The 14,005-nt window shown below is 69.6% G+C and carries 16 protein-coding genes; 6 read left to right on the top strand and 10 right to left on the bottom strand.

The window, feature by feature from the left end; all coding sequences use genetic code 11:
* The first annotated feature begins 83 nt into the window (after positions 1-83).
* Positions 84-443 carry a hypothetical protein gene (locus tag ACFVYE_RS06490; protein WP_383968054.1) on the top strand — a complete coding sequence of 120 codons (360 nt, stop codon included), beginning with the start codon at positions 84-86 and terminating at the stop codon, positions 441-443.
* Between the two features lie 2 nt (positions 444-445).
* On the top strand, positions 446-883 hold the full coding sequence (locus tag ACFVYE_RS06485; protein ID WP_383968051.1) for a hypothetical protein: 438 nt from the start codon (positions 446-448) through the stop codon (positions 881-883).
* Positions 884-908: 25 nt separating this feature from the next.
* Here ACFVYE_RS06485 and ACFVYE_RS06480 read toward each other — a convergent pair whose 3' ends face one another.
* The 3 genes from ACFVYE_RS06480 to ACFVYE_RS06470 all read right to left on the bottom strand — a co-directional run bounded on the left by ACFVYE_RS06480 (position 909) and on the right by ACFVYE_RS06470 (position 3,285).
* Positions 909-1,412 (bottom strand): GNAT family N-acetyltransferase, encoded by a 504-nt coding sequence (locus ACFVYE_RS06480; RefSeq protein WP_383968048.1) that lies wholly within the window; start codon positions 1,410-1,412, stop codon positions 909-911.
* A gap of 36 nt (positions 1,413-1,448) precedes the next feature.
* Complete coding sequence (locus ACFVYE_RS06475) at positions 1,449-2,012, bottom strand: sigma-70 family RNA polymerase sigma factor (RefSeq protein WP_383968045.1); 564 nt, start codon at positions 2,010-2,012, stop codon at positions 1,449-1,451.
* A gap of 94 nt (positions 2,013-2,106) precedes the next feature.
* Positions 2,107-3,285: a glycerophosphodiester phosphodiesterase gene (locus ACFVYE_RS06470; RefSeq protein WP_383968042.1), complete on the bottom strand. Its 1,179-nt coding sequence runs from the start codon at positions 3,283-3,285 to the stop codon at positions 2,107-2,109.
* A gap of 234 nt (positions 3,286-3,519) precedes the next feature.
* On the opposite strand from ACFVYE_RS06470, the gene ACFVYE_RS06465 reads away from it, so the two are divergent.
* Complete coding sequence (locus tag ACFVYE_RS06465) at positions 3,520-4,191, top strand: lysophospholipid acyltransferase family protein (RefSeq protein ID WP_327366338.1); 672 nt, start codon at positions 3,520-3,522, stop codon at positions 4,189-4,191.
* A 102-nt stretch (positions 4,192-4,293) separates the two neighbouring features.
* On the opposite strand, the gene ACFVYE_RS06460 is transcribed toward ACFVYE_RS06465, so the two are convergent.
* Entirely contained in the window at positions 4,294-5,838 is a 1,545-nt protein-coding gene (locus ACFVYE_RS06460; protein WP_389604364.1) for an MFS transporter, read from the bottom strand.
* On the bottom strand, positions 5,835-6,386 hold the full coding sequence (locus ACFVYE_RS06455; RefSeq protein WP_389604362.1) for a TetR/AcrR family transcriptional regulator: 552 nt from the start codon (positions 6,384-6,386) through the stop codon (positions 5,835-5,837). The genes ACFVYE_RS06460 and ACFVYE_RS06455 overlap by 4 nt, the downstream gene beginning before the upstream one ends.
* Before the next feature lie 82 nt (positions 6,387-6,468).
* Between ACFVYE_RS06455 and ACFVYE_RS06450 the strand changes: the two genes are divergently transcribed.
* Positions 6,469-6,993, top strand: coding sequence for a hypothetical protein (locus ACFVYE_RS06450; protein WP_383968035.1), 525 nt, complete (start codon positions 6,469-6,471; stop codon positions 6,991-6,993).
* A gap of 27 nt (positions 6,994-7,020) precedes the next feature.
* Here ACFVYE_RS06450 and ACFVYE_RS06445 read toward each other — a convergent pair whose 3' ends face one another.
* The 4 genes from ACFVYE_RS06445 to ACFVYE_RS06430 all read right to left on the bottom strand — a co-directional run bounded on the left by ACFVYE_RS06445 (position 7,021) and on the right by ACFVYE_RS06430 (position 11,811).
* Positions 7,021-7,920 (bottom strand): sigma-70 family RNA polymerase sigma factor, encoded by a 900-nt coding sequence (locus ACFVYE_RS06445; protein WP_383968033.1) that lies wholly within the window; start codon positions 7,918-7,920, stop codon positions 7,021-7,023.
* 78 nt (positions 7,921-7,998) lie between these two features.
* A complete protein-coding gene (locus tag ACFVYE_RS06440) occupies positions 7,999-8,970 on the bottom strand; it encodes an aldo/keto reductase (protein WP_389604360.1) in 972 nt (323 codons plus the stop codon).
* 125 nt (positions 8,971-9,095) lie between these two features.
* Positions 9,096-10,529 (bottom strand): argininosuccinate lyase, encoded by a 1,434-nt coding sequence (argH, locus tag ACFVYE_RS06435; protein ID WP_389604358.1) that lies wholly within the window; start codon positions 10,527-10,529, stop codon positions 9,096-9,098.
* Positions 10,530-10,617: 88 nt separating this feature from the next.
* Positions 10,618-11,811 (bottom strand): argininosuccinate synthase, encoded by a 1,194-nt coding sequence (locus ACFVYE_RS06430; protein WP_383968024.1) that lies wholly within the window; start codon positions 11,809-11,811, stop codon positions 10,618-10,620.
* Positions 11,812-12,077: 266 nt separating this feature from the next.
* Between ACFVYE_RS06430 and ACFVYE_RS06425 the strand changes: the two genes are divergently transcribed.
* Positions 12,078-12,677 carry a pyridoxamine 5'-phosphate oxidase family protein gene (locus tag ACFVYE_RS06425; RefSeq protein WP_389604356.1) on the top strand — a complete coding sequence of 200 codons (600 nt, stop codon included), beginning with the start codon at positions 12,078-12,080 and terminating at the stop codon, positions 12,675-12,677.
* Between the two features lie 56 nt (positions 12,678-12,733).
* Positions 12,734-13,435 carry a L,D-transpeptidase gene (locus ACFVYE_RS06420; RefSeq protein WP_383968018.1) on the top strand — a complete coding sequence of 234 codons (702 nt, stop codon included), beginning with the start codon at positions 12,734-12,736 and terminating at the stop codon, positions 13,433-13,435.
* Positions 13,436-13,458: 23 nt separating this feature from the next.
* On the opposite strand, the gene ACFVYE_RS06415 is transcribed toward ACFVYE_RS06420, so the two are convergent.
* A complete protein-coding gene (locus tag ACFVYE_RS06415) occupies positions 13,459-13,995 on the bottom strand; it encodes an arginine repressor (protein ID WP_327276208.1) in 537 nt (178 codons plus the stop codon).
* Between the last annotated feature and the right edge of the window lie 10 nt (positions 13,996-14,005).

Below are 14,005 nucleotides of genomic sequence, written 5' to 3'. Positions count from 1 at the left end.
CACTAGGGCCTTGCCCTCGGGCCATGCCCTCCGGGTACGGGGGCGCACGCAGGGGGCCTTTTGGTCCGTAATACCCTCACCTCATGCTTGACGCCCTGACGGCCGCGGTCGCCGTGACCGCGCTCGCCCTCGCCGCCTGGTGCGGATTCGCCGCATACCGGGACCAGCCGACCAAGGACTGGCACTTCATCGGGATGGCAGTGGTCTCGCTGCTGGCGCTGGCCCAGCTGGTGGTGGGCATCGTGCAGCTGTCCCGGGGCGAACGGCCCGAGCAGGGCATGACGATCTTCATCGCGTATCTGACCGGAGCCTTCCTCGCCGTGCCCGCGGCCGGTTTCCTGTCGCTCACCGAGCGGACCCGATGGGGTTCGGTGACGGTGGCGGCGGGCGCGGTCGTGCTGGCCGTCCTCGAAGTACGGCTCTACGACATCTGGGGAAACTGACCGTGACCGACACCGATCGCACCCCCGCAGCGGCCACGGGCGAGAAGCAGCCCTTCGACCTCGGCACCGGCCCCGGCCGGGTACTGGTCTGGTTCTACGGGGTGTTCACCGTCGCGGCGGCCTCCCGCTCGATCGTCCAGATGATCCTGGACTTCGACAAGGCGCCGCTCGCATACGTGCTGTCGGCCGTCGCCGCCCTCGTGTACGGATTCATCACGTACTCACTGGTGCGCGGGGGCGAGAAGGCACGCAGGTCGGCGCTGGTGTGCTGCGCCGCCGAGCTCCTGGGTGTGCTGGTCGTGGGGACCTGGACGATGGTGGAGCCCTCGGCGTTCGCGGACGCCACCGTCTGGTCCGACTTCGGCATGGGCTACCTGTTCATCCCGGTGATCCTGCCGATCACCGGGATGATGTGGCTGCGCCGGGCGAAGAGCGCGTAGGCCGGGCGGGAACGCGTAACCGGCCCTACGCGCTGGCCACATAGGCGGGAGCGGTCGCGTCCTTCTCCAGCAGGATCATCCGGACGCCGTCCTGACCTGTCTCGTTGCCCACAGGGGCGTAACCCGCCCGCCGGTAGAGCCGCAGATTGCTCTCGCTGCGATGGCCGGTGTGCAGCCGGAAGCGAGTGGCCGACCGCTCGTCGACGAGTCCCGACTCGGCGGCCCGCAGCAGCCGGGCGCCGAGCCCGTGCCCCTGGAGCCGCGGGTGGACGCAGAGCCTCCCGATCTGCCCGGTGCCGTCCTGATCGGTGGATCCACGGACCGAACCGACGACTTCGTCCCCCAGCCGCGCCACGAACACCAGATTCGTGGCGATCTCCGCGCGCACCGAATCGAGGGTCTGGACGAGCGGGTCGATCAGGTAGTTCCCGTACAGCTCCGCCTCGCCCTGGAAGCAGAGGTACTGAAGTTTCAAGATCTGTTCGGCGTCCTGTGCCGTCGCCGCCGAGATGATCACGCTCATGCCCATGTGCGCATGCCTCCGCCCACCTGATCCACCGGTTGTCTAACGCTCCTTTCCCCGCAGTTCAGGAGCTACAACCTCCGCCGCGAGCATTCTGCGCAGACATCCAAGGCATCGGGAACGGATCGGACCCAAACTCCCCTGTGACATACCCAACTTCCCTGCGATTTCCCGGTAGGTGGGATCACCGGGCGCGAGCATCGCCGCCAGTAGCCGGGCGCACCGGCCGGGCAGCCGGTCCACCGCGGCGCGCAGCGCCCGGCGTTCGTCGGCGCCGACGGCGATCCGCTCCGGGCAGCCGGCCGGATCTGCGGAGGTCTCGTCACGGTAGGGGCGTTCACGCCGGGCGGTACGGCGGGCCCTGCGGGCCTCCGCGCGTACGGCGTTGCGCACCCAGCGCGCCGTGTCCACCGGCGGCCCGCCCTGCGCGAGCCGCTCCAGCAGCCGTAGCCAGACGGCCTGTTCGAGATCGGCGGGTTCGATCGCCGCGCCCGTTGCCGAGGCGGCCGCCTCGGCCGTGGCCTCGGCGCTCACCAGTGGATACAGGGCATGGACGACGGCCGCAGGGGCGGCGGTCCCCGCGGGGGCGAGATCGAGAAGCGTCATGCCCCGGCCGACGCACCTGTACCGACGGCCGGTTGCCGTACTCGGCGAGCACCACCCGACCGGGGCACGCCCCGGCCGGGTGCTGACGCCGGTGTCACTTCGCGGCGAAGTCCGCCGCAGCGAGAAGAGCGGTGTCCGGGTTGTCAGAGAAGATCCCGTCGATTCCCGTCGCGAAGTACGCCTGGAACGCACCGAATGCGTCACCGTAGGCGTTGGGGTCCGTGCCGCGTCGGAAGTCGGCAGGCAGGAAGGAGTTCTCGTTGCGCAGGGTGTACGGGTGAAGGACCAGGCCCTGGGCGTGCGCGTCCTTCACCAGGGGTGTCGGTGCGGTGAGCCGGCCCGAGGCGTCCTTGGGAATGATCAGGTCCAGGGTGGGTCCGATGCCCTGGGCGAAGGACGCCATCCACTTCAGGCCCTCGGGCTTCACCAGGTCGGCGACGGTACGAGGATCGCCGGACGTCACGAAGTCCCAGGGCCGCTCGCCCGCGCCGGAGAGCAGTACGACGCGCGGGGTCGAGACGAGGCCTGCCAGCCGCTGGATACTGCCGGGCTCGAAGGACTGGAGGATGAGCGGCGACTGCTTGCGGTGGCGGTTGTAGCGGCGCAGCAGCTTGGCGAGGGGCTCCTCGAGTCCGAGGCCGAGGCCGCGGAAGTAGGTGGGGTGCTTGGTCTCGACGTACAGCCAGACCGGCTTGCCGCGCTTGCGGCCCTCGCGGTCGGCCCACTGGAGCACCTCTTCGAACGTGGGGACCTCCCAGCGGCCGTCGTAGAGCGTGTTCTTCTGACGGGTGCCGGGGATGCGCTCCTTGGCGCGAAGTGTCTTCAGCTCGGCGAGAGTGAAGTCCTCGGTGAACCAGCCGGTGAGGGAGACCCCGTCGACCTTCTTCGTGGTTTTGCGGCTCGCGAACCCGGGGTGGGCGGAGACATCGGTGGTGGCGGTGATGTCGTTCTCGTGACGGCAGACGAGATGGCCGTCCTTGGTCGGCACCAGGTCCTGCTCGATGATGTGCGCACCCATGTCGAGGGCCAGCTGGTAGGAGCCGAGGGTGTGCTCGGGCCGGTAGCCGCTGGTGCCGCGGTGTCCTATGACGGTGGGCACCGGCAGGTCGAGGCGGAAGCCGTGGCCCCCGCCGTGGCCGCCGGACCGCTCGGAGGCGTTCCCGGCGGCGTCGGCCGGTCCACCGGCGAGTCCGAGGGCGGCCGTGCCCAGTACGGCGGCCCCCGCTCCCAGCAGGGTTCTGCGGCCGGGACCTGTCTGCGCGCGCTCTGTCATGAATGCTCCTCGCGTGTGATGTCTCGCACCTGTCGGGCGAGGCCCGAGCGTATGGAGTCGTACCGTCGTAGGAGCAGCTCCTGGACGAACTTGGCGGAAACACACGTCAACACTGCGTATCCACTCGATGAACCCGATGTGCGAGGGGCGAGTACCCGCGAGTATCGTCCTCACCTGCATGGACCGTCACGATCCCGCGCCCCGGCCGGCCCGGCCACTACACCGGAGGAACCGTTGTCCCGACACGCACTCATCAAGGCAGTGCTCGGACCGATCTTGCGTCTGATGTTCCGCCCCCAGGTGGAGGGTGTGGAGAACATTCCCGGGGACGGTCCGGTGATCCTCGCGGGCAATCATCTGACGTTCATCGACTCGATGATCATGCCGATCTGCTGCGACCGGCCGGTTTACTACATCGGCAAGGACGAGTACGTGACGGGCAAGGGGCTCAAGGGCCGGGCGATGGCCTGGTTCTTCACGGGCTGCGGCATGATCCCGGTGGACCGGGACGGCGGCCGCGGTGGTGTCGCGGCGCTGATGACGGGCCGTCGGGTGCTGGAGGAGGGCAAGGCGTTCGCCATCTACCCGGAGGGCACCCGCTCCCCCGACGGCCGCCTCTACCGGGGCCGTACGGGCATCGCCCGGCTGACACTGATGACGGGTGCACCGGTGGTGCCGTTCGCGATGATCGGTACGGACAAGCTGCAGCCCGGTGGTGCCGGTCTGCCCCGTCCCGGCAAGGTGACGGTCCGTTTCGGTGCTCCGATGGAGTTCTCCCGCTACGAGGGCATGGACCGCGACCGCTATGTGCTGCGGGCGGTGACCGACTCCGTGATGGCCGAGGTGATGCGGCTGTCGGGTCAGGAGTACGTCGACATGTATGCGACGAAGGCCAAGGCCGCGTGAGCTGAGGCGCGGCGCAGGACATACGGAAGGGCCCGTACCCCGGTTGGTGGTACGGGCCCTTGCGTATGTCATCACAACTCGTACGGCCCAAGGCGCGGGCGGCTACTGGTGGACGATGCCGTCCTCCAGCTTCTGACCGCGCAACAGGAACCAGGCGGCGACGGCCGTCGCCAGCAGGACCGCCGCCCCGATACCCGCCGCGAGCCGCAGTCCGTCGACGAACGACTCCTGTGCCACGGAGACCAGCGCGCTCGCCTGCTGCGCCGGAAGGCCGTGGGCCGCTTCGACGGCGCCGCCCAGCGACTCATGGGCCGCTGCGGCGTTGGCGGACGGAACGCCCTTCGGCGTGGCGAAGTCCTGGTAGACGCCGGTGACGATGGAGCCGAGCAGAGCGATGCCGAGGGCCGCGCCGAGTTCGTACGCCGTCTCGGAGACCGCACCCGCGGATCCCGCCTGCTCCTTCGGGACGCTGGAGAGGATCACATCGGAGGTGACGGTGAAGGCGAAGCCCGCACCGACGCCGACGACCAGCAGCACCACGCCGATCAGCGGATAGGCGGTCTCCTTGTGGATCAGGGTGACCGCGGCGAGCGCCAGGCCGATCGCCCCGAGACCGCCGGTAACCACCGACCGCACCGAGTAGCGCCGGGCTGCCAGGCCGGCAATCAGACCCGCGGTGACCGCACCGACGGCTGCGGGCAGTTCGGCGAGTCCGGCCTCCAGCGGCCCGCGTCCCTGTACCAGCTGCAGGAACTGGGAGAGGAAGAAGACCAGCCCGGACAGGCCGAGGATGGTCAGCAGATCGGCGAGGACCGCGCCCGAGAAGCCCCGGTGGTGGAAGAGCCGCATGTCCAGCAGGGGTGCGGGGAGCGTGAGTTGCCTGCGTACGAACCAGCAGAGCGCGGCCAGGCCGCCGATGCCCGCGACGGCGACCTCCCAGCCCGCACCGTGCGCGGCCAACTCCTTGATGGCGTATACGACTCCGAGCATGCCGATGAAGGAGAGCGCCACGCTGACGAGGTCCCACGGGCCCGGTGCCGGATTCTTCGACTCGGGGATCATTTTGATGCCGACGACCACGAGGACGGCCATGACCGGCAGGTTGATCAGGAAGACCGAGCCCCACCAGAAGTGCTCCAGGAGGAAACCGCCGACGACCGGGCCGACGGCCGCACCCGCGGAGGCCATGGCTCCCCAGATACCGATGGCGAGGCTGCGCTCGCGCGGATCGTGGAAGAGGTTGCGGATCAGGGCGAGCGTGGACGGCATCAGGGTGGCACCGGCGACACCGAGCAGTGCCCGGGCCAGGATCATCATCTCGGGCGTGCTCGCGTACGCATTGAGCACCGATACCGCGCCGAAGGCGACGGCACCGATCAGCAGCAGCTTCTTGCGGCCGATGCGGTCGCCGAGGCTGCCCATGGAGACGAGGAGTCCGGCGATGACGAAGGAGTAGACGTCGCCGATCCACAGCAGTTGGGTGCCGGACGGCTTGAGGTCCTCGGTGAGGAAGGGGGTGGCGAGGCCGAGAACTGTGGCATCCACGGCCACGAGCAGCACAGCGAGGACGAGGACGGCCAGGGCGATCCACCGCCCCGGACGGCGCAGTTCCTGAGAGGTTTCCGCGTGCTGTTCGAGACTGCTCATTGCTCCACGCTCCGGCGTGCGCCGCCGAGCAGCAACTCGACGATCATGTACTGGAAGTCCTGCCCGGCGACCCGGCCCACCTGGACGGTCCAGGCGCCGGCGGAGACGAGTCCGTACAAGGCCTCGGTCAGCCAGGCGGGGGTGAGGTCGATCCGGAACTCGCCGCGCTCCTGGCCGCGCCGGAAGAGGGCGGAGACCCGGGCGTCGAGCCGGTTCCAGCCTTCGTTCACCTCGTCGCCCTCGAAGAGCTGATTCTCGGTGACGAGGAAGGAGAGCAGTCCGGCGCTCGGCTCGACGGCCGCGACGAGTCGGCGCAGCGCCTCCTCGCAGTTCCCCTCGTCGAGCGCGGCGGCGTCCAGGGCCGCTTCGAACTCCTGGATTCCCAGGTTCTCCAACGCTTTGACCAGGGCGTCCCGTCCGGCGAAGTGCCGGTGCAGGGTTGCGCGGCCGATGCCTGCGGCCTTGGCGACCTCGTCCATGGTGGCGGTCGATTTACGGGTCAGCAGGGCGGCGGCACTGCGCAGCACCTGCTCACGGTCGAGAGTCATGAGACAACGATAAACCATATGAGACACGAATGTCTCATTGAAGGCGTCGACGTCTGTCGAAGGGAGAGAGGACTATGTCGGCATGAAGCCGCTGCTGCTGATCGACATCGACGGTCCGCTCAATCCGTACGCGGCACTGATGCGCCGCCGGGTCCCGGACGGCTATGCGCTGTATCTGATGCGGCCGACGGGGTGGGACTACGGGACGCCGCTGCCCGTCCTGCTCAACCCGGGACACGGCCAGGCGCTGCTGGCCCTCGCCGCCCGTTACGAACTGATCTGGGCGACGACCTGGAAGGACGAGGCCAACGAGTGGATCGGGCCGCGGCTCGGGCTGCCCCCGCTGCCGTACATCGACTGGCCGTCGATGCATGGTGGCGCACCGGACGGTACGTACTGGAAGACGCAGTACATCGTGGAGTACGCGGCCGGCCGGCCGTTCGCCTGGGTCGACGACGAGATCGCCGAGCAGGACCGGGAGTGGATCGCGGGGCAGGGGGCGGCCGAGACGCTGCTGATGTGGATCGACCCGCGGATCGGACTGCTGCCGGCCGATTTCGAGAAGCTGGCCGAGTGGGCGGACGGCCGCCGGGGCGGCGGCCCCTGAGCCCGCGGTACGGCCGCCCGCCCGGGGTCAGTCGTTGAGGACGGTGAGATCCAGGTCGGGGAGGCGGGCCGGATCGTTGATCACGGACATCTCGACGACCTTCCCCCGCGCGATCGTGAAGATCATGACCGAGAACCGCCGGCCCTCGCGCGTGGAGATGACGGCCGGGTTCCCGTCGACCAGTGCCGGCTGCGACGACTGGGCGAACGGCGCGAACATCATCGCCTGACGGGCCACGAACGCCGCGCCCCGCACCAGGGACGGCGCACCGACACCACCGGCGCCGATGTCGGAACGCACCACCACGTCAGGGTCGAGCACGGCGACGAGGGCCTCGAAGTCACCGCCGCGGGCGGCGGCCAGGAAGGCGTCGACGACCTCGCGCTTGCGGGTGAGATCGGGGTCCGGATCCGGGTCCACCCCCTGCACCCGGCGGCGGGCCCGGCTGGCGAGCTGCCGGGCCGCGGCCGGGGTGCGGTCCACGATGCGGGCGATCTCGTCGAAGGGCACGGCGAACATGTCGTGCAGTACGAAGGCGAGCCGCTCGGCGGGGTCGAGCGTTTCGAGGACGACCAGCATCGCGAGACCGACCGAGTCGGCCATCAGGGCCTGTTGCTCGGGATCGGCATCCGGCTGAGCGCCGAGCGCCGGTTCGGGGGCGTGTGCCTCGGGTGCCCGGGTATCGAGGTGCTCCTCGCGGCGGGAGCGGCGTGAGCGGAGCATGTCCAGACACACCCGCCCGACGACCGTCGTCAGCCAGCCGCCCAGGTTCTCGATCGCCCGGCTGTCGGAGCGGCTGAGCCGGATCCAGGATTCCTGGACTGCGTCCTCCGCCTCGCTCGCCGAGCCGAGCATCCGATAGGCCACGGCCTTCAGCTGAGTCCGGTTCTCCTCGAAGCGTTCTGCCAGGAACTCGATTCCGTCCACAGTCACATTCCTCCGTAGTGTTCCGTCAATGCGATGACGAACCGGATCCCGTAGATGTGACAGGCCGGGCGCGCCCGCTCAGCTCCACGGCAGCCCGGCGCGGTGACGCCAGTACGCCTCCGGCTCCTCCACGAGCGCATCGAGCCTGGCGCGCCGCTCCTCGTCGAGGTCGACGACGGCCGCGTGCAGGTTTCCGACGAGCTGGTTGACGGTCGCCGCACCGGAGAGCACCACACCGGCCCACGGCCGGTGCAGTACGAGCGCCAGGGCGATCGCGTCACTGCCCAGGCCGGCCTCGGCGGCGATCTCCCGGACAACGGCGGGGGCTTCCGTTCCGGCGAGCCGGCCGTTGGCCATGGCTTCCTTGACGATCACGGTGAGCCCGGCGTCATGGGCCTCGGCGAGCGCTGTTCCGGCCGAGGTCTCCAGGGCGTTGTAGGTGGCCTGGACCGTACGGAAGAGCGGCTCGCCGTCGACGGTGACGGCAAGAGCAGCCCGGATGGCGTCGGCCTGGGCGGGTCCGCTCGTGGACAGGCCGACGCTGACCCCCTCCGCGGCGAGTGCGGCGAGCCGTGCGTGCAGCTCCTTGTCGGTGAGGGCCGGGCTGTCGGCGGTCACGGAGTGGATCTGGTAGAGGTCGAGGCGGTCGCCGAGCAGCGCGTCGGTCTCTGCGCGCTGGCGTTCGAACATGGCGAGGCTGTGGTCCTTGACCTCGTGTGCCTCGGCTTCGACGCTCCAGTCGGCGGTGTAGGTGTAGCCCCACTTGCTGCCGATGACGACATCGCGCACTTCCGGGCGCGCCGTCAGCCACTCGGCGAGGAACTCCTCCGAACGGCCGTAGGAGCGGGCCGCGTCGAAGTAGCGGACGCCCTGCGCGTACGCGGCATCCAGCAGCTCGTGGGTGCGCTCGCGCAGCGCCTCGACACTGCGGTCAGCGGGCAGATCGCGGTCGCGGTGGAGGTTGATGTAGCCGGGCCTGCCGACCGCTGCCAGGCCGAGCCCGATGTGGGCGGTCGGAGTAGTCGCTGTGGCCAGCCTGGCGAAAGGCATCGTGGGCTCCTCGTCGATCGGGTGCGCTCCCCGTCAACGTAACTCAGCCCGGGAAAAGTGAAAGGCGGGGAGCGTACGGCCGCTCCCCGCCTCGACTCGCCCTCGGCGCTGCCGGTTCTGCGCCGTCAGTTCTTCGCGGTGGCCCACGCCTGCTGGACGGCCAGGTCGGCCTTGACCTCGGTGAGCTGTACGGCCACGGCCGACGGGGCCGTACCGCCGCGGCCGCTGCGGGACGCGAGCGCACCGGCCACATTGAGGACCGTGCGGACCTCGGGGGTGAGGTGCTCGGAGATCTTCGCGAACTGCTCGTCGGTGAGCTCGTCGAGCTCGATGCCGTGCTGCTCGCACTCCTTGACGCACTCGCCCGCGACCTCGTGCGCGACGCGGAACGGAACGCCCTGCTTGACCAGCCACTCGGCGATGTCGGTGGCGAGCGAGAAGCCGGCCGGGGCCAGCTCCTCCATGCGCTCGCGGTTGACGGTGAGCGTGGCCATCATGCCGGTGAAGGCGGGCAGCAGGACTTCGAGCTGGTCGCAGGAGTCGAAGACCGGCTCCTTGTCCTCCTGGAGGTCGCGGTTGTACGCGAGCGGGAGGGCCTTCAGCGTGGCCATCAGGCCCGTCAGATTGCCGATCAGCCGGCCGGACTTGCCACGGGCCAGCTCGGCGATGTCCGGGTTCTTCTTCTGCGGCATGATCGAGGAGCCGGTGGAGAAGGCGTCGTGCAGGGTGACGAAGGAGAACTCCTTCGTGTTCCAGATGATGACCTCCTCCGCGATCCGGGAGAGGTTGACACCGATCATCGCGGTGATGAACGCGAACTCGGCGACGAAGTCGCGGGAGGCCGTTCCGTCGATGGAGTTGGCGACGGAGCCGTGCTCGAAGCCGAGGTCCGCGGCGACCGCCTCGGGGTCGAGCCCGAGCGAGGAGCCGGCGAGCGCGCCGGAGCCGTACGGGGACACGGCGGTCCGCTCGTCCCACTGCCGCAGCCGCTCGGCGTCCCGGGAGAGGGACTGCACATGGGCCAGGACGTGATGGGCGAAGAGCACCGGCTGGGCGTGCTGCAGATGCGTACGACCGGGCATCGCGACGTCCGGGTGCGCCTCGGCGAGGCCGACCAGGGCGTCCTGCAGCTCGGCGATCAGACCGCCGATGATCCGGGCGTGGTCGCGCAGGTACATCCGGAAGAGCGTGGCGATCTGGTCGTTCCGGGACCGTCCGGCGCGCAGCTTGCCGCCGAGGTCCGGGCCGAGGCGCTCCAGCAGGCCACGCTCCAGCGCGGTGTGGACGTCCTCGTCGGCGATGGTGCCGGTGAACGAGCCGTCGGCGACATCGGCTTCGAGCTGGTCGAGACCGGCGATCATGCGGTTCAGCTCGTCCTCGGTGAGCAGTCCCGCCTTGTTCAGCACTCGCGCGTGGGCGCGGGAGCCGGCGATGTCGTACGGCGCGAGCCGCCAGTCGAAGTGGACGGAGGCGGACAGCTTGGCCAGCGCCTCGGCCGGACCGTCGGCGAAGCGGGCGCCCCAGAGGCGTACGTCGCTGTTGCCGTTGCCGTTGCTCACTGCGTGCTCCTCGGAAGAACAAGGGGATGGATGTGCAGCCGCCTCCCCGCACGGAGGGTCGGGGAGGCGGTGACGTAACTACTGGGGATCAGGCGAGGTCACGCTTCGCGGCGATCTTCGACGAGAGGCCGAAGATCTCGATGAAGCCCTGCGCCTTGGACTGGTCGAACGTGTCGCCCGAGTCGTAGGTGGCGAGGTTGAAGTCGTACAGCGACTCGCTGGACTTCCGGCCGGTGACGACGGCGCGGCCCGCGTGCATGGTCATCCGGATGTCACCGGTGACGTGCTGGTTGGCCTCGTTGATGAAGCCGTCCAGGGCGCGCTTGAGCGGCGAGAACCACAGGCCGTCGTAGACCAGCTCGCCCCAGCGCTGCTCGACCTGCCGCTTGTAGCGGGCCAGCTCGCGCTCGACGGTGACGTTCTCCAGCTCCTGGTGGGCGGTGATCAGTGCGATGGCGCCCGGGGCCTCGTACACCTCGCGGGACTTGATGCCGACGAGACGGTCCTCGACCATGTCGATCCGGCCGATGCCCTGGGCGCCGGCCCGCTGGTTGAGCTGCTGGATCGCCTGGAGGACCGTGACGGGCTTGCCGTCGACGGCCACGGGCACGCCCTCCTTGAAGGAGATGACGACCTCGTCGGCCTCGCGCGGGGTGGCGGGGTTCTCGGTGTACTCGTAGATGTCCTCGATCGGCGCGTTCCAGATGTCCTCCAGGAAGCCCGTCTCGACGGCACGCCCGAAGACGTTCTGGTCGATGGAGTACGGGGACTTCTTGGTGGTCGCGATCGGGAGATTCTTCTCCTCGCAGAAGGCGATCGCCTTGTCCCGGGTCATCGCGTAGTCACGGACCGGGGCGATGCACTTCAGGTCGGGGCCGAGCGCGGAGATGCCGGCCTCGAAGCGGACCTGGTCATTGCCCTTGCCGGTGCAGCCGTGGGCGACGATGCCGGCGTTGTGCTTGTTGGCGGCGGCGACGAGGTGCTTGACGATGGTCGGCCGGGACAGGGCCGAGACCAGCGGGTAGCGGTCCATGTAGAGGGCGTTGGCCTTGATCGCCGGGAGGCAGTACTCCTCGGCGAACTCGTCCTTGGCGTCCGCGACCTCGGCCTCGACTGCACCGCAGGCGAGCGCGCGCTTACGGATGACGTCCAGGTCCTCGCCGCCCTGACCGACATCCACTGCAACGGCGATGACCTCGGCGCCCGTCTCCTCGGCGATCCAGCCGATGGCGACGGAGGTGTCAAGGCCGCCCGAGTAGGCGAGTACGACGCGCTCGGTCACGGGTTTCTCCTTACGGTGCAATCACTGATAGGCATAACTATGCAGTGCTCCGTATGTTTTGTCAAAGGCGCAGGTGGGCGGCGTGTCACAGGGCCCGTGCTCGGGCGGATTCCCCGGGGAGTGGCTGCGCATCCGCACGGCACAGGACCGGCCACGCGCGGGGCGTGCGGCGGCTCGGCGACTACTGCGCGCGGCAGGCCTGCACCGGCGTCCCACCAGCTGGAATTGGCCCGCCGTCACCGGAGCCGGCGACGACAATGGCCGCCATGGGTAAAACGTACGAGCGTATCGACGGACGGATCAGGACCTTCATCGAAGAGCAGCACATCTTCTTCACGGCGACCGCGGCGCTGGACGGAAAGGGCACGGTCAACCTCTCCCCCAAAGGGGTCAGCGGCTCCTTCGCCGTCATCGACGAACTGACCGTGGCCTATCTGGACTTCGCGGGCAGCAATGCGGAGACCGTCGCCCACCTCCGCGAGAACGGGCGCATCACGCTGATGTGGTGCGCCTTCCAGGGGCCGCCGAACATCGTGCGGGTGCACGGTCGCGGTGAGCCGGTCTTCCGTGACGATCCGCGGTTCGGCGCGCTGCTCGCCCGTTTCCCCGCCGTGGACCCCGGCCCGCACGGGCTGCGCGCCATCATCGTGGTGAAGGCCGAGCTGATCCGGGACACCTGTGGATTTGCCGTGCCCTTCATGTCGTACGACGAGGACCGGCCACTGCACGCCCAGCGCTTCGCCCGTGAGGACGACGCTTCACTCAGTGTCTACTTCGAGAAGAAGGACCACGTCGCGACGAGTATCGACGGGCTGCCGGGGCTGCCGCTCCCGCTGCCGGCCATGCCGCGCGCGGAATGGGATTGAGCCGTACGGAGCAGGTCCGGGGGTGACACGCCGCCGGACGGTCTAGCGTCCGGGACATGCGCAGATCTCTGGTGATCGGTTCGGTACTGCTCGCGCTGGCGGGCTCGGTCGCGGCCCGGCCCGCCGTGGCGCCGGCTCTCCCTGGACGGATGGCCGACACCGGCGGTGGTACCCAGTTGATCACGGCCGAGGCCCCGGCCAAGGGTTCTACGACGGGCACCGTCACCTGGTGGAATCTGCGCCGGGGCATCTGGGTGAAGGGCGGGTCCGCACCGGCCCGGTTCGGTGCGAAGGGCCTGTCCGAGGGGACGTCGCGCAAGCAGGGCACCGACACCACACCCACCGGCCTGTACGACCTGCCGTACGCCTTCGGGATCAAGGCGGCACCGGCCGGCACCGTATACCCGTACCGCCGGGTCAACAGCCGGTCGTGGTGGTGCGAGGACACCGAGGCGCGGGCCTACAACCGCTGGGTGGAACCGCGGCCCGCGGACTGCCGGGCGGGCGAGTCGGAGCACCTGGCCGCGTATCCGACCCAGTACGCCCGCGCGCTCGTCATCGGCTTCAACTACGAGCGGCCGGTACGGGGACGTGGCGCCGGCATCTTCCTCCACGTCAACGGGCGTGGTGCGACCGCCGGTTGTGTCTCCGTACCGGCGGCCGCGATGGACCGGATTCTCGACTGGGCGGACCCGGCCCGCAGCCCGCACATCGCGATCGGGACCCGTTCGGGCCCGACCGCGATCACGCGCTACTGACGGACGCGGTGTGCCCCGGCCGTTCAGCGCTCGTTCTGGGCCAGTCGCAGCAGGTGGTCGGCGAGCGCCTGACCGCCCGCCGGGTCACGGCTGATCAGCATCAGTGTGTCGTCACCCGCGATGGTCCCGAGGATGTCCTGGAGTTCGGCCTGGTCGATGGCCGAGGCGAGGAACTGGGCCGCGCCCGGAGGCGTACGCAGCACCACGAGGTTGGCCGAGGCCTCCGCCGAGATGAGCAGTTCGGCGGAGAGGCGCCGCATCCGCTCCTCCTTCGCGGACTCGCCCAGCGGTGCCTGCGGGGTGCGGAAACCGCCCTCGCTCGGCACCGCGTAGATCAGCTCGCCGCCGGTGTTGCGGATCTTCACCGCGCCCAGCTCGTCCAGGTCGCGGGAGAGCGTCGCCTGGGTGACGCTCAGCCCGTCGTCGGCGAGGAGCTTGGCCAGCTGACTCTGAGAGCGCACCGGCTGCCGGTTCAGGATGTCCACGATCCGGCGGTGGCGTGCCGTGCGGGTCTGCGGCACGGACGGCCCGCCGTGCTCGGTTTCCTGCGCCTCGGTCATCGTCGTCGCC

Source organism: Streptomyces sp. NPDC058239 (genome assembly GCF_042882185.1).
In the GTDB taxonomy this organism is placed as follows: domain Bacteria; phylum Actinomycetota; class Actinomycetes; order Streptomycetales; family Streptomycetaceae; genus Streptomyces.
The sequence above is the reverse complement of the archived record's forward strand: the minus strand, read 5'-3'. Positions and strand labels throughout refer to the sequence as shown.

Excerpts from the sequence above, each read along its gene's own strand:
- ACFVYE_RS06490 (WP_383968054.1), top strand. The coding sequence starts at position 84 with ATGCTTGACGCCCTGACGGCCGCGGTCGCCGTGACCGCGCTCGCCCTC.
- ACFVYE_RS06480 (WP_383968048.1), bottom strand. The coding sequence starts at position 1,412 with ATGGGCATGAGCGTGATCATCTCGGCGGCGACGGCACAGGACGCCGAA.
- ACFVYE_RS06475 (WP_383968045.1), bottom strand. The coding sequence starts at position 2,012 with ATGACGCTTCTCGATCTCGCCCCCGCGGGGACCGCCGCCCCTGCGGCC.
- ACFVYE_RS06470 (WP_383968042.1), bottom strand. The coding sequence starts at position 3,285 with ATGACAGAGCGCGCGCAGACAGGTCCCGGCCGCAGAACCCTGCTGGGA.
- ACFVYE_RS06460 (WP_389604364.1), bottom strand. The coding sequence starts at position 5,838 with ATGAGCAGTCTCGAACAGCACGCGGAAACCTCTCAGGAACTGCGCCGT.
- ACFVYE_RS06455 (WP_389604362.1), bottom strand. The coding sequence starts at position 6,386 with ATGACTCTCGACCGTGAGCAGGTGCTGCGCAGTGCCGCCGCCCTGCTG.
- ACFVYE_RS06450 (WP_383968035.1), top strand. The coding sequence starts at position 6,469 with ATGAAGCCGCTGCTGCTGATCGACATCGACGGTCCGCTCAATCCGTAC.
- ACFVYE_RS06440 (WP_389604360.1), bottom strand. The coding sequence starts at position 8,970 with ATGCCTTTCGCCAGGCTGGCCACAGCGACTACTCCGACCGCCCACATC.
- ACFVYE_RS06425 (WP_389604356.1), top strand. The coding sequence starts at position 12,078 with ATGGGTAAAACGTACGAGCGTATCGACGGACGGATCAGGACCTTCATC.
- ACFVYE_RS06420 (WP_383968018.1), top strand. The coding sequence starts at position 12,734 with ATGCGCAGATCTCTGGTGATCGGTTCGGTACTGCTCGCGCTGGCGGGC.
- ACFVYE_RS06415 (WP_327276208.1), bottom strand. The coding sequence starts at position 13,995 with ATGACCGAGGCGCAGGAAACCGAGCACGGCGGGCCGTCCGTGCCGCAG.